Here is an 18072-nt window from a genome sequence, read left to right on the forward strand (position 1 = left end):
CGCGCCCCCGACCTCTCCCCGACACGCGCCGACACCCCTCCACGGGATTCGACGCGGCCGCCGTCACGACCGATATCCTCCGAACACATATTCATTACTTCGTGAATGTGATTACCAGAATATTAGACGGTCGACCTGTTCGCGCACCTTTATTTTCGGTAAGTACCCACTACTCGGGGAAACAGTCTCGCGTATTTATTGTTAGTACAAGAGTCGTCCGGCGTGATGCCAGCAGACAGGCCTCGTTCGCGTTCCGGCGGCGGTGCCGACGCGGACGCCAACATACTCGAATCGATCGGCGGGGTGGCCGTCGTCGTCATCGCGGCGGCGGTGGTGATCGCCGCCATCGGTGCGTTTGCCGTCTGGGGCGCGCCCGGCCTGTTCGGGGGCGACGCCTCGGTCCCCGCGAACGACACCGCGGACACGGGCAACTCCACCGGCAACCTCACGGACGACGGGAACGCGTCGACTGACGACGGAGCGAACGCGTCGAACGACACGACCGACGACGCCGAGTCGGACTCGACGCCGACGGACGACGGCGGGACGCCGACGGATACACCGACCGACACGCCGACGGATACACCGACCGACACGCCATCGGACGACGGGGACGACGGTGATTCGGGCGGCGCTGACGAGTCGGACGGCCCGGACGGCGACGACTCCGACGGAACGAACGACGGTGCCTCGGACGACCCCGCTGACGATGGCACCGACTCCGACGGGTCGGCCGGCGACGATAGCTCGTCCAACGACGGGAGCAGTTCGGACGGGGGCGACGGATCGTCGGAGGACGACGGTTCCTCGGACGACTCGAACGACTCGGACGCCGACGGCGGCTCGGGATCGGACGGGTCGTCGGGTGACGACGCGACCGGCGACGATGGTTCCTCCGGTGATGCCGACGACGGCGACTCCGACGACTCGGCGAAGACGCACACGCTCGTCATCGACGGACAGAGCACCGAGGAGACTCACTACACGGTCACCGTCTCGGGCGAGATCACTCCCGTCCGCGGTGGCACGGACGACGACGAGCTCTCCGACGACAAGAGCACCCTCGACGGGAAGGTCGCCATGGGCTACGACTCCTACGAGTTCACGGGCGACCTCCAGACCGTCTCGGTGAACGGTAAGGCGGTCGTGAAGGTCGACGGCGACGTCGTCGCCACCGCGGGCGGCGCGACCGACAACCGCTCCGACGGTGACGGCACCAACTACCCCTACGAGGTTAGTTTCAACGGTTCGCAGGTCGAACCGTACTACGCCAGCGTCTCGGTCGACGGCCACGAGACCGACGAGATCTACACCGACTACACGCGACACGTTTCGGCGGACGCCGACTCCATCAAAGCGCTACTGGCGAGCCACGGTGGTAGCGCGTCGCTCACCTTCTCGCACGACGATACAACCCTGTTCGAGGGCACGGTAAGCGACCAGGACGACGCCGTAGGCTTCGAATACGAACGCGACGCTAGCGTCCAGGGTGAGGCGATCACCGGCGATCACACCCTCACGGTCGAGAAGGACAGTCTCGTCATCGTCACTGAGGTCCACCAGACCGAAAACGGTACTCTGACCACGATGCGTCAGGTCAAACTCACAAGTGACGATTCATTGACTGTCGAGGGGGCAGAGAGCCTCCGCGGCTTCCACATCTCGTTCAACGACCCCGAGCATAGCGACGAACCGTACTCCGGAACGCTGACCTACCCGGACGGGCACACGGAGACGCGCTCGACCGACGGTAACGCCTCGTTCACGGTCGGAACGGAACCGAGTTTCGACTACTGGCACTGATCGGGCCGGACGGCGACGGGATCGTCGCCACGCTACTCTATTTCGACGATCGTGACGACGGTTCACCCGTACCGTATGGAACCAGCAGTGACGTCGGGCGAGAAATGTGTAGAAGACGCCCGGTGCTACTCCCGCCGCTTGAACAGGAACTTCATGTCGCCCGCGAACACCTCCTCGCCGGTCTGCTTCGTCGTGTGGGCGTCGATCACGACCAGCCCGGCGTCGTCGCGGCTCGCCAGTTCGCGCCGCTCGGTGACCTCGAACTCGGCCTGGACGGTGTCGCCGATGAAGATCGGGTTCTCGATGTCCATGTAGTTCATCCCGAGGAAGGCGATCACGGTGCGCTCGACGAAGCCGCAGCGCTGGACGAGGCCGGTCGTGACGATGAACGTCATCGGGCCGTGGCCGATGCGCCTGCCGAACGGCCCCTCCTCCGAGTACTCCTTGTTCGTGTGGAGTTCGGTCCAGTCGCCCGCGAAGGCGGAGTGGAAGACGAAGTCGGCCTCCGTGATGGTGCGGCCGGCGCTCTCGAACGTCGTTCCGACTTCCATGTCCTCGAAGTAATGGGGCTCGTAGCTGTACGCCATACGCTACCACTCCGACGACCGAGATATCAAACTACCGCCCGGCGACCGCCGCGAGGCGATCGGCGCGGACCGCGAGCGCGCCCGCGATCGGGGGACCGGCAGTTCAGCCCGTCGTCCGGTGGTCGTACACGCGCTTTACCTTCCCGGTCTCCTGGCGCTCGATGCTGCCGGGTTCGACCACGCGCACGGCGTCCGGCGAGAAGGCCAGTTGCGCGTCGAGCGCGCGCTGGACCCGCTCGCGGAGGTCCTCGGGGTCGCCGTCGTAGTCGGCCGCCCGCTCGACGGTGATCTCGATCTCGTCGAGTTCGGCGGCGCGGTGGAGGTCGATCCGGTACTGCGGTTCGACCCCGTCGATGTCGAGCACCGTCGCCTCGATCTCGCTCGGGTAGAGGTTCACCCCGCGGACGATGATGAGGTCGTCCGCCCGACCGGTGACGTTGTCCATGCGCGCCGTCGTGCGCCCGCACTCGCACTCGTCGAAGCGGAGGCGCGTCACGTCGCCCGTGCGGTAGCGCAGGACGGGCAGGCCCACCTTCGTGAGCGTCGTGAGCACCAGCTCGCCCTCCTCGCCCGCCTCGAGGACCTCGCCGGTCTCCGGGTCGATCACCTCCGGGTAGAAGTGGTCGTCCCAGAGGTGCAGGCCGTCCTGGGCCTCGGCGCACTCGATCGAGACGCCGGGACCGATGACCTCCGAGAGGCCGTAGATGTCGACGCCGGTGACTGCGAGGCGCTCCTCGATGGCCTCGCGCATGGGTTCGGTGCAGGGCTCCGCGCCGAAGATCACCGTCGAGAGCGGGAGGTCCCGAACGTCGACGCCCCGCTCGTCGGCCCGCTCCGCGAGGTAGAGCGCGTAGGAGGGCGTGCAGGTGAGCGTCTCGCTCCCCAGATCGGAGAGCAGCTGGAGCTGACGGCTCGTCTGGCCGCCGCCGATCGGTACGACCGTCGCGCCGAGTTCGTCGCAGCCGTGGTGGACGCCGAGTCCGCCGGTGAACAGACCGTAGCCGTAGGCGTTCTGGACAGTCTCGCCCCGCTCGACGCCCGCGGCGGTCAGCGAGCGCGCCATGACCTCCCGCCAGAGGTTCAGATCGTCGCGGGTGTAGCCGACGATCTTCGGCTTCCCGGTCGTCCCGGAGGAGGCGTGGATGCAGCGCATCGCGTCGTCGGGGACGGCGAACATCCCGTCGGGGTAGGTGTCCCGGAGGTCCTCCTTGGTGGTGAACGGGAGGCGGTCGACGTCTCCGACGCCATCGACGTCGCCGGGCGAGACGCCCGCCTCGTCGAGGCGGGCGCGGTAGAAGGGAACGTTCTCGTAGACGTGCTCGACGACCGCCCGGAGGCGGTCGTCCTGCAGCTCTCGGACCGTCTCGCGGGAGGCGGTCTCGACGTCGTTCCAGACCATGCCAGGGGGTCGCAGGCGGACGCGAAAAAGGTGCGGGCGCTATCGGGTGGAAACGGCGGAAGACGGGTGCGGAAGCTCACCCACTCCGTGGTTCGGAACGGGAGCGGTTCGACGTTCGGGGGACCGTGCACCGTGTGATTCGGTTCGGTGCGTGGGACCGCAACGGCGGCGGGGATCAGCCCGAGAACTCGTGGTAGCTCAGCCCCTCGCGCTTCATCTCGCTGCGGCGGCGTTCGAGGAAGGAGTAGACCGCGCCGTGGGGCGCGCCGTCGAGGATCATCTCCACCGCGCTGCGGACGGTGCGGACCTGTTCCGGCCCGCCGATGATGCCGACGGTCGAGCCGTAGATGACGACCGACGCGCCGGTGAGTTCCTCCATCAGCTGGCGGGTGCGGCCGCCCTCGCCGATGAGCCGGCCCTTCTGGCGGCGGAGGTCGTTCTTGTTTCGCGTCGCCGCGTCCAGGTCGACGAGTTCGAACATCCGCATGTCGTCGTCGAGCAGGGAGAGCGCCTCCTCGGGGGCGAACCCGCGGCCGATGGCCCGGACGATGTCCGGCCCCTTCAACCCCATGACGGGGTCGCCGACGGTCTCGACAGCGACCGCGCCCGTCTCCGAATCGATGTCGAGTCGCACCTCCGCCTGATCCTCGATCCGTCGCATCGTCGCGCCGCCCTCGCCGATGAGAGCGCCGATGCGGTCCTGCGGAATCGTCACGTGCTGCATGGACGTGCTACCGCCCGGATCGGTTTCAAGCCTTCGCCGTCACGTCGACCCCGCGTAGACCACCTCCCGGTGGCTCGCGCCGAACAGGTCCGTCTCCGCCTCCGCGACCGGTTCGAGGCCGCGCGACTCGTAGAACGCCCGCCCGACCTCGTTCACGGCGAGCACCCGGACCTCGAGCCGCCCGACTCCGCGCTCGCGCAGGCGGTCGAAGACGGCCTCCAACAGCCGGGTGCCGATCCCCTCGCCCCACCGGTCGGGGTCGACGTACAGCGAGGTGAGGCGACCGACATCGTCGACGCGCCCGGTGGCGTACCCCACCACCTCGCCGTCCGCGACGGCCACTCGGTAGATCGTCCCGTCGCGCTCGACCGCGTCGCGGACGAACGCCGGGGCGTACCACTCGGCGAGGGCGCGCTCTACGGTCTCGTCGGCGAGGAAGTCGCCGTAGGCGGCCTCCCAGCCGCGGCGGGCGATCCGGCGGATACCGGGCACGTCGTCGGGCGTCGCGGGGCGGACCGTTACGTCGGCCATGCGCGAGGGATCGGAAGCGACCGGGTTCAGTCCTACCCGTCCGCGTCGAGCGCTCGCACGCCGGGAGCGAGCCCGACCGCCGCGAGCGCCCGCTCGCGCTCCTCGACGGTGAGGCGGTACGGTTCGAGCGCCCCGTCCAGTTCGGCGTCGCTCGGCCGGCGGGCCCGATGGGCGTCGAGGAAGTCCGCGATCCGCTCGGCCGCGCGGGCCTTGAGGTCGCCCGTCAGGAGGTCGCCGGAGCGGTACTCCCGGGCCAGCCGCGCCACCTCGGCGTCGTCAGGTTCGAAGAACGCGTGGAGATAGCGGTAGGCGATGTCCACCTCCGGATCGCCGCCGAGTTCGCGGTGGGCCTCGACGCTCGACTGCCCGCCGGAGTAGGCGTACCGCATCACCTTCCGGCGGACCGTCTCGCGGTCGTCGGTCAGGTCGATGCTCGGGGTCTCGTCGGACGCGCTCATCTTGCCCGGCCCGCCGAGGCTCGGCAGGAACCGCGAGAGGAGCGCGCCGGGCTTCTCCGCGTCGAGGACCTCCTTCGCGGCGACGTCGCGACAGAGGCGCACGTGCGGGTCCTGGTCGACGGCGATGGGGACGGTCGTCGCGTGCGGGCCGCGGACGAACTGCGGGAGCAGCAGGTGCGTCGCCTGCACCGCCGGGTAGAACCCCATCCCCACGTTCTCCGGTTCGCCGTAGACCGCCTCCACGGTCGCGGGCGTGACGCGCTTCGCGAGCGCCGTCGCCAGCGGGTAGATCACGTCCGCGTCCGCGGTGTCCACGACGATCCGGGTCCGGTCGGGGTCGAACCCGACCGCGAGGAGGTCACGGAGGTTCTCGCGCGCGTACCCCCGCACGTCGGCGAGCGAGAGGTCCTTCGAGAGGTACTTCTCGTCGTCGGAGAGCGGGACGTAGACGTGCGCGCCGGTCTCCGCCTGGAGCCACTTCGCGAAGTAGAACGGCAGGACGTGGCCGAGGTGCATCGGGCCGGAGGGGCCGATCCCGGTGACGATCGAGATCGGCTCGTCGGCCTCGACCGCGTCGAGCAGGCGGTCCACGTCGCGGCCGGCGTAGAACACGCCCCGGCGGAGGAGCGGGTGTGGCGGCCGGGGGAAGCGCTCGAGCTGGTCGTCGGTCAGCGCGTCCGCGCCGAAGCGGGCGAGGAGCTTCTCGTAGTCCACCTCGCCCGAGACGGCGTAAGGGGTGACGTCGAAGTCGACCGACTCGGCGGCGTCGGCCGGATCGGACGAGTCGGTCGGATCGTGATCGGTTGGCATCTGTGTCGGGTCTATCTCAGTGTCCGTGAGCGACGGACGGCGTCGCGGTCGGTGACGGTTCGGGAGGGAGGAAAACGGGAGCGAAGGGAGCGCCGATCGGCCGTCGGGGCGGTTAGGCCGCGACGACGACGCGGTCGGAACTGTCCGCTGGCGAGGGGGCGCGCCAGCGCCAGCGGCACAGTTCGGTCATACTCGAAAGGAGCCGTCCGAGCGAAAAAACGGTTGCGACCGCGGTGTCGGTCGGGGGCGATCGTCTCGGCCGTCCAACTAGCTACGGCTCCGGGTCGGCCTCGGTGACGTAGTCGAGCACGTCCTCGGTCGTCACGTCGAGGCCCTGTCGGGCGAAGAAGTTCGCCACGTTCCGGCAGTCGCGTTCGAGGAACTCGCGGCTGTTGGGGTGATGGACGGTCACCGCCTGCCCGAGGTCGATGACGTAGAGTTCGCCGTCGTGGACGACGACGTTGTACTCGCTCAGGTCGCCGTGGACCAGCCCCGCGCTGTAGAGCCGGCGGGCGTACTCGCGGACCACCTCGTAGGCGGTCTGCGGGTTCTCGACGTGCACCTCGGCGAGCCGGTGGCCGCGCTGGCCGCCGTCGTCGCCCACGTACTCCATCACGAGGACGTTGCGCTCCACGGCGATCGGCTCCGGGACGCGGACGCCCGCCTCGCGGGCGCGCTGGAGGTTGGCGAACTCCTTGCGGACCCACGCGAGGACGACCTTCGACTTGTCGCTGCCGATGCCGGAGAAGCGCGGGTCGCCGTCGAGGTAGTCGCGCATCTGGCGGAAGTCGCTCGCGCTGATGCGGTACACCTTGACCGCGACGGTGCCGTCCGGCCCGAGCGCGGTGTAGACCGCGGCCTCCTTGCCCGTCGAGATCGGGCCGCCGAACGCCTCGATGTGGCCGTCCTGGACGAGTTTGTAGACGGCCGCGAAGGTCGCGTCGTCGAACACCGACTCCTCGACCTTGAACTGGTCTGCGTCCTTCAGGCGCTTTCTGAACTCCAGGAACTCGCGGTCGCGCTTGCGCGCGATGCGATCCGCCTCCGTGTCCTCGACGTCGAGTTCCTCCCACTCGTCGCCGGGCGCGTCGACCGCCTCGGTGTCGAGCAGTCCGTACTCCTCGCTCATGGCCGAACCTCGTCGATCGAGGGGTCGCGGTCGGGTCGCGCGAGGGTCGGCCGGCCGGCGACCGCCCGGAGCGAGGCCGCGGTGACGCGGCCTCGCGGAGCCGGAGCGTCCGGCGTCTGCCGGTGGGGCGTCATGCGCTCACGGGCTCTGTATGTGGCCCTCGCGGCGGAGCTGGTCGGCGTCCTGCTTGTCGTAGCGCCAGACGATGTCCGCCTTCTCGTCCTGCCAGTCCCACGGCTCGACGAGGACCACGTCGTCCTCGCGGATCCAGATGCGCTTCTGCATCCGACCGGGGATGCGAGCGGTGCGTTCCGTACCGTCCATGCAGCGAACCTTCACGCGGTTCGCGCCGAGCATGTTCGTGACGACGGCGAACACCTCGCCCTCGTCGGGCATTCGCAGGTTCTTCCTGCTACCGCTGTCGCTCATGTCCCACAGTTTGTGGGGCGCACGGTTAAGCTTTGCAAACCCTCCTGTCGTACCGACGCGGCGGTTCTCGCGCCGCCCAGCGTAAGAAGCCCCGTGGCCTCACGCGCCAAGAGTTATCCGGAGCAGGTCTGAGGTGTGCACACGATGCGCGCAGTCGTGTCCAACGGCCCCGAGGAACCGATGACGGTCGAGGAGGTCGACCCCCCGGAGTGCGATCCGGACGGCGTCGTCGTCGAGACGGAGGCGTGTGGCGTCTGTCGGTCCGACTGGCACGCCTGGAAGGGCGACTGGTCGTGGATCGGGCTGATGATGTCGCCGGGGCTGATCTTCGGACACGAACCGTGCGGAACGGTCGTCGAGGTGGGCGGCGAGGTCTCGCGGCCCGTGGACACGATGGTCACCGACGAGCGGGAGTTCTACGGCTCCTACGGCATGCCGCCCCACGAGTACGAGGAGATCTTCTCGATGATGGAGGCCGGACGCCTCGACCCCGGACGCATCGTGAGCGAGACGATCCCGCTCTCTGCGGTGCCCGACACCGTCGCCTCGATGGGCGACTACGAGACCGTCGGGACCCCTGTCTGCGATAGTTTCTAAGAACCACGGCGTTTTACTGCGCTCCCTCGCGCTCGCTTCGCTCGCGCTCGGTCGCTGGTAAAACCTCGACTAAAACCGCGCCTCACCCCCTCGCTCCGCTCGGGGACTCGGCGCGTCCGCTCGCTCGGCGCTTCGCGCCTCGCTCGCGGGGGCTGCGCTGGTGTCGACGGTGGTACCCGACCGTTCGAATCGTTTGATTTATCCGTAGCTTTATAACAGAGAACGGGGCCAGAAACCCCCGTGACGTGAAAGTCGTCGCGGGGCGCACCGCGGGTGTGCGACGCCACGCCCCGCGAAGCCGCCCGCGGCGTCGCCTGTCCGCCAGAACGGTTTGCCGCGCTCGCTCGGTAGTCGCCGACGCGACTGCCTCGCTCGGGTGCGGTCGTTCCACGTCCGCACCCCCATCGACTTCCCCCGTCTCGGTTGCTCTCCGGAGTGGTCTCGCGGTCCGTTTCCCCTGCGCTCTCGCGTTCGGGTGCACGGGAATCGTCGTCACCTGTCGGGGTCTCCAGTCGAAACGCTGCCCTCAGTCGAGGCGTTCGAGGACGGCGTCGGCGTCGTAGGCCAGCGAGAGCTGTCGGGAGCGCCCGCGCCCGTCGACGCTCGTGTACTCCGCCTCGATGATCCCGAGCTGATCGAGCTTGTTGATGAGTTCGGAGTACCGCGTGTAGCCGAGCTCCGTCTCCTCGGAGAACGACTCGTAGACGTCCCCCGCGCGCTCGCCCTCGTGCTCGGCGACGACGCGCACCAGCGCGATCTCGGAGTCCGAGAGCCCCTGGAGGTGCCGCGAGAGGTGGACGTACTTCGACTTGTTGTACGCCTCCTCCACGTCCGCCACCTCGACGGTGCGGCTCGCGCGCATCTCGGCGTGCAGCCCCGCCCGGCGCAGGAGGTCGATCCCGACCCGGAGGTCCCCGCCGGTCGTCGCCGTGAGTTCGGCGACCCGGTCGAGCACGTCCAGCCCGGCGACGCCCTCGCGGAACCCCCGCTTCACGCGCTCCTCCAGGATGTCTACGATCTCGCGCTCGTCGTACCGCGGGAAGAACACCTCCTCGGGGCGGAAGACGCTCTGGACGCGCTCGTCCAGCTCCTCGATGATGTCGAGGTCGAGGTCCGAGGAGATGATGATGACGCCGATCTTCGCGCCGGTGTGGGCCTCGTGCGCCCGGAGCAGCGAGTAGAGCGTGTCGCTCGCCTCGCCCTCGTAGAACAGGTAGTTCACGTCGTCGAGCGCCACCACCAACACCTCGTCCTCCTCGACGAGGCGGTCGGTGATCTGCCCGAAGAGCTTCTTGAAGGAGATGCCGCTCGTCGGCGGTTCGTAGTCGAACATCTCCTCGAACAGCCGCGAGAACACCGCGTAGCGCGTCGAGTCCACCTGGCAGTTCACGCGCGCGACGTTCACGTCGGAGACGGCCGCCAGTTCGCCGAAGAGCTTCTGGACCGCCGTCGTCTTCCCCGTCCCAGGGGGCCCGCGCGCCATCACGTTCAGCGGGCGCGAGCCGCGCACCGCCGGCCTGAGCGCGTACTTCAGGCCCTGCATCTGCTCCTCGCGGTGGCGGAACGTCTCGGGGAGGAAGTCGATCTCGAAGACGTGCTCGTCGCGGAAGACCGACTCGTCCCACGAGAGCATCTCATCGTCCGCCATTCACTTTCACCAGACTCCCCGGACTACTTAATCCTTCGTCCGGTGTCGGGCGCGTGGCTGACGGTCATCGACTGATCGGCCGTAATTCGGGATTCTACTCCTCACTCCGCGAACTTCCCGAGCAACCGGTCGTAGAACGCGTCCTCCTCGGCGGTCGCGAGCTTCTCGACGATGAGCTCCGGCGTCGAGCGCGCGAGCCGGCCCTTCACGGGCGAGCGGTTCACCTCCAGTTCGCCGTCCACCAGCCCCACGGCCTCGATGCCGTCCACCTGCACGTCGAAGCCCGTCGCCTCGCGTATCTCGCCCGCGAGGTGCGAGACGAAGACGGCGGTCGCGCCCTGCTCGTCGAGCGATTCGAGGATGCCCGCGATGATCTTCGCGCTCGCGCCGGGTTCGGTGATGCTCTCCAGTTCGTCCACCAGTACCAGGCGGTTCCCCTCGTCGGTGACGAGGCCGCCGAACTCCCGGAGGGTGGACTCGAACGCGCCCGCGTCGAGCGTCCCCTGGCTCTTGGCCTGGTAGTGCAGCGCGTCGAACCGCTCCAGACGGACGCGCTCGGCGGGCACGGGCAACCCCATCTGCGCCAGCACGACCGTGAGCCCCACGAGGTCGATCGTGGAGGTCTTGCCGCCGCTGTTGACCCCCGAGAGGAGCGCGACCCCGTCGACGCCGTAGTCGATCGCTTCCACGTCCTCGAACGGCACGTCGAGCAGGGGCGAGCGCCCCCCCTCGATCTCGAACCCCCGTCCGCCGAACGCCGGGAGCGTGCAGTCGAAGTCGCGGGCGAACCGCGCCACCGCGAGCTCCACGTCGAGTTCGAGGGCGTCCCGCACGAGGTCCTCGACCGGCGCTCTGAGCGCGGCGAGGTCGGCGGCGAGGTCCGCCTTCAGCGCCGCCGCCCGGCGGTCGCGCGCGGCGGCGAGGTCCGTCCGCAGGCGCGCGACGGCCTCGTCGTCGCTCCGTACCGGGAACGTCGGGTCGTCCGGGAACGCCCGCTCGGCGAGGTCAGCGTGGTCGCGCAGTCGGAGGGCGTCGACGACGTGCTCGCGGGCCGCCGCGACCGCCTCGTCGAACTCGTCGGCGAGTTCGCGGTCGAGCAGGGCGTCGACGCGCGCGCCCTGCTCGACGAGCGAGAGGAGGTCCGCGCCCTCGATGGTCACGTCGCGCGTCTGGATGGCCTCGCGCAGGCGGTCGTTGGCGACGCTCTCGCCGGTCGAGACGGCGGCGTCGACGTCCGAGACGGCGTCCTGCAGGCGGCCGAGTTCCTCGTCTCCCCTCACCGTTCCGTCGGCCTCGATGCGCGAGAGGCCGTCGCGGAGGGCGTCGAGGCCACACGGCGAGTCGAGGCCCGCCGCCTCGTGCACGTCGGCGGCCGCGAGCAGCCGCTCGCGGTTCTCCGCGAAGAACGCGAGCAGGCGCTCGGGGAGCACCTCGTCGATCCGTTCCCCGGCGTCCGGGAGCACGCGCACGTCGCCGGGGAGGTCGAGCCCCGCGAACCCCTCGTCGAGCGCGATCACCGTCGAGTAGCCGCGGGCGAGTTCCGCGAGGTCCGCCGCGTCCTCGACGAGTTCGACGCTCAACTCGGGGAACTGGCGCTCGGCCCGGGCGTACGCCTCGGCGTCGCCGGTCGCCAGACAGCGCTCGCGCACCCGGAGACCGGCGGGGTCCGTCAGCGGCGCGACGCCCGCGAGCGCGTCGAGCACGGCCGGGTCGGGGTCGCGTTCCGTCGCCCGTGCGACGAACGCCCGCACCTCCTCGATCCGCGAGCGCGACGCGCTCGGGTAGAACGTCTCGAGGCGGCGCTTCGCGTAGTCGGTGACGGCCCGCTCCCGGAGGAGGGAGAGCGCGTCGTCGTAGAGCTCGCGCGCCCGGTCGGTCCGGAGGAACCGACTTCCGTCGCCGTGGCGCTCCCGAATCGCCCCCCGGGCGATGCGCGCGGCCTGCCCTTCGGTGACCCCCGGCGCGCGGGCGAGTGCCGCCACGTCGCCCTCGCGGAGCGCCCGCTCGGCGTCGTCGAGGTGGGCCAGCCGCTCGGCCGTCTTCGCGCCGACGCCCGGGATGGCCTCCAGGTCCATACCGGGGTCGTTGCGGTGACGCGGCAAAACTGCAACGCTCCCGACACCGGGAGGGCGGCTCGCGCTCGGCCCCCGACGATGCGATTCGCGGGGGTTCTGGCCGTCGTATCGCCGTCCGATCGCCGTCCGGCCGCGAGCGCCCGGCACACAACGCGCTTTTCTCTCCCCCCGCCGAACGCCGTCCATGGACGTAGCGGACAAACTGGCCGCCGCGCGCGACGCGCTCGCCGAGCGCGACGGCGCGCTCGTCGCCTTCTCGGGCGGCGTCGACTCGAGCGTCGTCGCCGCCATCGCCCACGACGCCCTGGGGGAGCGTGCGGTCGCCTGCACGGCGAAGAGCGAGACCCTGCCCGCCGAGGAACTGGACGGGGCCCGACGGGTCGCGGCGGAGATCGGTATCCGACACGAGGTGGTGGAGTTCTCAGAACTGGACAACCCCGACTTCGTCGCGAACGACGGTGAGCGCTGCTATCACTGCCGGACGATGCGCCTCGGGCGGATGTTCGATCGGGCGCGGGAACTCGGCATCGAGACGGTCTGCGACGGGACGAACGCGAGCGACCCCGGCGAGGGCCACCGCCCCGGCCTGCGCGCCGTCGAGGAACTGGAGGTGTTCTCGCCGCTGCTCGCCCACGACATCGTCAAACCCGAGGTCCGGGAGATCGCAGAGCGGTACGGCCTCTCGGTGGCCGACAAACCCTCGATGGCCTGCCTTTCCTCGCGCATTCCCACGGGCGTCGAGGTGACCGAGGAGCGCCTCTCCCGGGTCGAGCGCGGCGAGCGCCTCCTGCGGGCGTGGGGCTTCCGGCAGTTCCGCGTTCGCGACCACGACGGCCTCGCGCGCATCGAGGTCGGACGGGACGAACTCGGGAAGGCCCTCGACGCCGACTTCGTCCGCGCCGCGCGCACCCACCTTCGCGAGGCAGGGTTCGACCACGTTACCCTCGACCTCGACGGCTACGAGACGGGGAGCGTGAGCCCGGCGAACGAGGCGGTCTCGGTGTTCGACGCCGAGTACCCGACGGGCGACTAGCGACCGACGCGGTCGGGTCGCCCCCGTCGGTGCGACGGTTCCGCCCCCCTAGCGTCCGCGCGCCGACCGCACCTCCGCGCCGACTACGCCTCCTCGCGCCAGGGCGTCCCGTTCTCGACTCTGATCTCCGGGTCGCTCGCCACGACGAACTCGTTCAGGCAGCAGTTGTCGACCCGGTGGTTCAGCAGGGCGTCCGGGATGGTGTGGCCCTTCAGGTGCCCGAGGGCGAGTCGGATGGGGCCGCCGTGGGTGACGACGAGCGTCGTCCCCTCGTGTTCGAGCACCGCGCGCCACCCCTCGAGGACGCGCTCGCGGACCGCCTCCAGGCTCTCGCCGCCGTCGGGCGTGCGGTCCGCGGCGTGGGCCGCCGCCTCGCCCAGGCCGAACTCGGGGAACCGCTCCCGCATGTCGTCGTACGAGAGGCCCTGGTAGACGCCGACGCCGCGCTCGCGCCACTCGCGAGCGAACGAGACGGGGACGTCCCCGAGCGCCTCCCGGACGTGCGCCGCCGTCTGACGCGTGCGCAGGAGGTCCGAGGAGACGATGCGGTCGATCGAGTACCGCTCCGCGAGGTATTTCCCGGCCGCCCGCGCCTGTTCGCGCCCCCGCTCGGTGAGCGGGACCGGTGCCCACCCCTGCATCCGGCGGTCGCGGTTCCACGTCGTCTCTCCGTGGCGCATGAGGATCACCGTCGCCATCGCTCTCCGATTCGGCGGCGGACGATATGTGAGTATGGGATCGTCGGAGCGGGCGAGAAGCAGGTGGGGAAGCGGGAGGTGGGGAAGCGGGAGGTGGGGAAGCAGGGAAGTGGGGGTGGGGAGGCGGGGGGTGGGAGGGGTGGGGCGCTCAGCGCTGCACCCAGCGCAGGAGGAGCAGGGTTCCCTCGAACAGAGTGACCATCGTGAGGGCGACGATGATGGGTGCCATCCCGGTCGGGTCGGGGCTGAACAGCAGCGCGACGCCGAGGAAGCCCCCCCCCAGAAGTAGAGGCGGCGCTGGGCCAGCCACTCGCGGCTGGTGAGGTTCATCATCACCGCCAGCATGATCAGCAGTGGTATCTGGAAGACGGCGGCGAAGAAGCCCATCATCATGAGCATCAGGTTGAACGTCTCGGTCAGCCCGAACGCGATCTCGGCCGCCTCGCTGGAGTAGCGAACGAAGTAGATGAAGATCGCCGGGAGGACGAGATAGAAGGCAAAGGCGACGCCGATGAACGCGAGCACGAGGCTCGTCGGCACCGCGGCCAGGTAGTACCGCCGCTCGTGCCGGTAGAGCCCGGGGCGCATGAACAGGTAGGTCTCGTAGACGAATATGGGGAGCGCGATGACGAAGCCGGCGAGCGTCGCCACCTTCAGCCGGGCGAGCACCAGCGCGAGCGGGTGGTAGACGTGCGGCCGGATCCCCTCGACGTCGTTCGCGATCGGGCCGAGGATGCCGTACCAGATCTCGTTGATGAGCTGATCGGAGAAGGGGAGCGCGACGACGCCGACGACCGCCATCGCGACGGCGACCACGCCGAGGCGGTTTATCATCTCCTCGATGTGGTCGGCCAGCGGCATCTCCTGATCGCTCTCCGGCCCGTCGAGGAACGGGTCGTCGCCGGAGGGAGTCGGCTCCGAGACGGTCGTCCCGCCGTCCGAGGCCGCCTCGGAGTCGGCTCCGTCGCGACCGACTCCGTCCGAGATACCGTCGCCCTCGCCCCCGTCGTCGTCGTCGTTGTCGCCGTCGCTCGGGGGCGTGTAGTCGCTGCCGTCAACGTCCCGCTCCGGATCGGGACGCCCGTCGCCGGTCATTACTGTCCGTAGGTGTCCCGGCGGTTGTAAGCCTTCTCACCTCCGGCAGCCCTCCCTCCTCGGGCGACAGAAAAGATTGATAACGGCAAGTTGGCTAGTGCGGATGTGTCGAGCGTGATTGACGAGGATACCGCACGGGCCATCGACGACGGCCGGCAGGCGCTCGCCGCGATGCTTCGGTCGGCCCAGAAGCACCTCCAGAAGGTGTTCATCCTCTTCGTCATCGGTCTCATCGGGACCATCTACTACCTCCAGGAGTGGGGCTGGACGATGCTCAAGGGCGACCTGCTCGGCCGCGCGGCCGAGGGGACCATCGTCATCGCCGTCACGCCGTTCGACGTCATCCTCCTGCAGGTGAAGATCGGCCTCGTCGTCGGTGTCATCCTCGCGCTGCCGCTGTTGCTCTACTACTCGCGCGACGCGCTCCGGGAGCGCGGCTGGTGGCCCCAGGGGAAGATCCCGATCTGGAAGGGGGTGCTCCTCGGGCTGTTCTCCCTCGCGCTGTTCGCCGTGGGCATCGCCTACGGCTACTTCCTGTTCTTCCCCATCATGTTCGAGTTCCTCTCGAACAACGCCTCGGCCGCCGGCTTCCAGCCGACCTACTCCATCGTGAAGTGGGCGGAGTTCGTCCTCGTCCTCACGCTCTCGTTCGGCCTCGCGGCGCAGCTCCCGCTGCTCATGAGCGGACTCGCGTACTCCGGGGCCGTCCGCTACGAGACCTTCCGCGACAAGTGGCGGTACGCGGTCGTCGCCATCTTCACCTTCGGGGCGCTGTTCTCGCCGCCGGACCCGTTCACGCAGATCATGTGGGCCGTCCCCCTGCTGTTCCTCTACGTCCTTAGCCTCGGGCTGACGAAGTTCGTCGTCGCCGTCAGGCACTCGCGCGAGGCGGTCGGCTACCGCCGCATCCTCCGCGCGCACTGGACCACCGTCCTCGGCGCGGCGCTGCTCGGCGGCGCGGTCACCTACGTCGGCCTCTCCTCCGGCGTCCGCGAGGTCGTAAACGAGTACGCCCGCCAGCTCCCGATGGGCCTCGGCTTCACCCTCTACCCGATCGAGCGGGTGCTCGGCCTCCCGCGCCCGACGGCGCTGCTCGCGGCCGCCGCCGCGGTCGCGCTCCTGGCCGCGCTCGCGGCGTTCGTCTACCGCCTGTTCGCGACGGTCGAGCGCCTCGCCGCCGAGACCGGTCCCCGCGGTGTGACGGGCGATCCCGCGGCGATCGACCTCGACACGCTCGACGCGGCGGGCGTGCGCGCCGCGCCGCCGGAGGTCTTCGCCGAGATGGACGAGGAGACGGCCCTCGGGCACGCCCGGACCGCGATGGAGGCCGGCGACCACGACCGGGCGCAGGCGATCCTCGACCGGTTCGACGCCGCCGAGGATGCCCGCGCGGCCGAATCCAGGGGGGACGAGGCCGGGGCGGACGCCGCGGGCGGAGCGGACGCTGCTGACGGAGCGGACGAGGCGGAGACGGGCGTCGTCACCCGGACGACGACGGGCGTCGTCAACGCGTTCAGCGAGGAAGAGCGGAACGAGGACGACGTCGGGGGGTACTTCTACGACCTCCAGTTCGTCCTCGGGACGCTCCTCTCGAAGTCGTTCCGCATCGTCGCGCTGTTCCTGCTCGTGATGGGCGGGACGTTCGTCTGGTTCTACACGGACGGCATCGGACAGCTCCAGGCCAGCTTCCTCGGGCGGATGCCCGAGGCGGTCCGCCCCGAGGTGAACGTCGTCACGCTCCACCCCGTCGAGGCGCTCATCTTCGAGATCAAGGTGGCGACGATCCTCGGCGCGGTGGCGACGATCCCCCTGGTGCTCTACTACGCGTGGCCGCCGCTGAAGACGCGCGGCTTCGTCACCGGGACCCGCGGCACGCTGTTCACCTGGGCCGTGACGACGTTCGCCGCGCTGGTCGCCGGGAGCTTCGTCGGCTTCGTCGTCGTCGCGCCGAACGTCATCTCGTGGCTGGCGTGGGACGCCATCAACTCGGAGATGATCATCAAGTACCGCATCAACAGCGCGGGGTGGCTGGTCTTCTTCACCACCGTCGGCGTCGGCCTCCTCGCGACCATCCCCTCGACGATGTTCCTGTTTCACCGCGGTGGCCTCGTCCCCTACCGCGTCATGCGCGGCCGCTGGCGCGAGGTGATCGTCGGCGTCGTCACGGTGAGCGGCCTGGCCGCCCCGGGCGGCGTGTTCATGATGCTTCTGTTCAGCGTCCCTGTGGCCGTGGCCTACTTCCTCGGCCTCGGACTGCTCTGGCTGTACACCCTCGGCGGCCGGCGATCGGCCCGCTCGGCCGGCCAGCGAGCCGATTGACCGAACCGTCGGCGTCCCTGAAACCTTATGGGTGAGGACGATCCAGTGGACTGGTATGGAGTGTTATCTGTCCCGTCTACTCATCGGTCCGTTCGCTCCGCCCGCGGCGCGTCGGGGTCGTCGCCGCGGAGCACGCCGGGGGTGTCGCGGCCGATGAACTGGGAGTTCGAGACGCTCCTTCACGGCGAGTCCGACCACCGCGACTGGTTCGTCACGGGCGTGTACGCCGCGGTGCTCGCGCTGCTCGTCACCGTCGTCGTCGGGTCGCGGCTCGTCGTCGGCGATCTCATCTACGGGATGGCGCTCCCGTGGCTGCTCGTCGGAACGCCGCCGCTGGCCTCGCTCGTCTCGGCGGGGCGGGGCGGCGGCCTCATCGAGAGCGTCGTCATCGGCCTCCTCCCGACGGGGCTGTTCGCGCTGTTCGCCCTCACCGACGGCCTGCTCGCCGGGGCCCTCCTCGTCGTCGCCGGGGTCTGTCTCGCCGGGGCCGTCGTCGGGTTCGTCACGGGCTACGCCGGGCGCGAACTCCTCCGGCTGTACCAGGATTGACGCCCTCCGCGCGACGAGAGTCGGGGGTTCCCCGATGGGAGTTCACGGTTGTGCGTGTCCTCGGGAGTGACGTACGCTTTCGCGTCCTCCCTCGACAGTGACGTACTCCAGCACGGAACCGTCGGTTCGTTGTCTGGTTTCCTCGAGTCGGAGCTGACACTCGGCCTACTCCGACGCCCGAACGAGGA

At 69.6% G+C, this 18072-nt stretch carries 14 protein-coding genes and 1 pseudogene; 5 read left to right on the forward strand and 10 right to left on the reverse strand.

The window, feature by feature from the left end; genetic code table 11:
- Nucleotides 1–225: 225 nt before the first annotated feature.
- Nucleotides 226–1803, forward strand: a complete 1578-nt coding sequence (locus P1K31_RS10520) for a hypothetical protein (RefSeq protein ID WP_276303284.1) — start codon at nucleotides 226–228, stop codon at nucleotides 1801–1803.
- 125 nt (nucleotides 1804–1928) lie between these two features.
- Here the strand turns inward: P1K31_RS10520 and P1K31_RS10525 are convergent, their stop codons facing one another.
- The 7 genes from P1K31_RS10525 to eif1A form a co-directional block, all read right to left on the reverse strand.
- Nucleotides 1929–2390, reverse strand: coding sequence for a MaoC/PaaZ C-terminal domain-containing protein (locus tag P1K31_RS10525; RefSeq protein WP_276303285.1), 462 nt, complete (start codon nucleotides 2388–2390; stop codon nucleotides 1929–1931).
- A gap of 103 nt (nucleotides 2391–2493) precedes the next feature.
- The gene (gene paaK / locus P1K31_RS10530) at nucleotides 2494–3789 is read right to left on the reverse strand and encodes a phenylacetate--CoA ligase PaaK (RefSeq protein ID WP_276303286.1); all 1296 of its coding nucleotides are present in this window, start codon (nucleotides 3787–3789) and stop codon (nucleotides 2494–2496) included.
- A 175-nt stretch (nucleotides 3790–3964) separates the two neighbouring features.
- Nucleotides 3965–4513 (reverse strand): KH domain-containing protein, encoded by a 549-nt coding sequence (locus P1K31_RS10535; protein ID WP_276303287.1) that lies wholly within the window; start codon nucleotides 4511–4513, stop codon nucleotides 3965–3967.
- A gap of 39 nt (nucleotides 4514–4552) precedes the next feature.
- Nucleotides 4553–5044, reverse strand: coding sequence for a GNAT family N-acetyltransferase (locus P1K31_RS10540; protein ID WP_276303288.1), 492 nt, complete (start codon nucleotides 5042–5044; stop codon nucleotides 4553–4555).
- A gap of 32 nt (nucleotides 5045–5076) precedes the next feature.
- Entirely contained in the window at nucleotides 5077–6312 is a 1236-nt protein-coding gene (locus tag P1K31_RS10545; protein WP_276303289.1) for a tryptophan--tRNA ligase, read from the reverse strand.
- 271 nt (nucleotides 6313–6583) lie between these two features.
- Nucleotides 6584–7441, reverse strand: a complete 858-nt coding sequence (gene rio1 / locus P1K31_RS10550; RefSeq protein ID WP_276303290.1) for a serine/threonine-protein kinase Rio1 — start codon at nucleotides 7439–7441, stop codon at nucleotides 6584–6586.
- A 138-nt stretch (nucleotides 7442–7579) separates the two neighbouring features.
- Nucleotides 7580–7870, reverse strand: a complete 291-nt coding sequence (eif1A, locus tag P1K31_RS10555) for a translation initiation factor eIF-1A (protein WP_276303291.1) — start codon at nucleotides 7868–7870, stop codon at nucleotides 7580–7582.
- Nucleotides 7871–8014: 144 nt separating this feature from the next.
- Between eif1A and P1K31_RS22065 the strand changes: the two are divergent.
- Nucleotides 8015–8251 (forward strand): annotated as a pseudogene (locus tag P1K31_RS22065) (alcohol dehydrogenase catalytic domain-containing protein); the annotation flags it as partial.
- Between the two features lie 742 nt (nucleotides 8252–8993).
- On the opposite strand, the gene P1K31_RS10565 reads toward P1K31_RS22065, so the two are convergent.
- Together P1K31_RS10565 and P1K31_RS10570 are read right to left on the reverse strand one after the other, a co-directional pair.
- A complete protein-coding gene (locus P1K31_RS10565; protein ID WP_276303293.1) occupies nucleotides 8994–10115 on the reverse strand; it encodes an ORC1-type DNA replication protein in 1122 nt (373 codons plus the stop codon).
- Nucleotides 10116–10216: 101 nt separating this feature from the next.
- Nucleotides 10217–12190: a MutS-related protein gene (locus P1K31_RS10570; RefSeq protein ID WP_276303294.1), complete on the reverse strand. Its 1974-nt coding sequence runs from the start codon at nucleotides 12188–12190 to the stop codon at nucleotides 10217–10219.
- A 184-nt stretch (nucleotides 12191–12374) separates the two neighbouring features.
- Between P1K31_RS10570 and larE the strand changes: the two genes are divergently transcribed.
- Entirely contained in the window at nucleotides 12375–13223 is an 849-nt protein-coding gene (gene larE, locus P1K31_RS10575; RefSeq protein ID WP_276303295.1) for an ATP-dependent sacrificial sulfur transferase LarE, read from the forward strand.
- A gap of 83 nt (nucleotides 13224–13306) precedes the next feature.
- Here larE and P1K31_RS22070 read toward each other — a convergent pair whose 3' ends face one another.
- The gene (locus P1K31_RS22070) at nucleotides 13307–15016 is read right to left on the reverse strand and encodes a twin-arginine translocase subunit TatC (protein WP_379801546.1); all 1710 of its coding nucleotides are present in this window, start codon (nucleotides 15014–15016) and stop codon (nucleotides 13307–13309) included.
- 105 nt (nucleotides 15017–15121) lie between these two features.
- Here P1K31_RS22070 and P1K31_RS10590 point away from each other — a divergent pair, with 105 nt between their 5' ends.
- Together P1K31_RS10590 and P1K31_RS10595 are read left to right on the forward strand one after the other, a co-directional pair.
- Entirely contained in the window at nucleotides 15122–17335 is a 2214-nt protein-coding gene (locus P1K31_RS10590; protein ID WP_276303296.1) for a twin-arginine translocase subunit TatC, read from the forward strand.
- Between the two features lie 153 nt (nucleotides 17336–17488).
- On the forward strand, nucleotides 17489–17884 hold the full coding sequence (locus P1K31_RS10595) for a hypothetical protein (RefSeq protein WP_276303297.1): 396 nt from the start codon (nucleotides 17489–17491) through the stop codon (nucleotides 17882–17884).
- The last annotated feature ends 188 nt before the right edge of the window (nucleotides 17885–18072 follow it).

Origin of the sequence: Halomarina halobia (assembly GCF_029338575.1) — an archaeon.
Classification (GTDB): domain Archaea; phylum Halobacteriota; class Halobacteria; order Halobacteriales; family Haloarculaceae; genus Halomarina; species Halomarina halobia.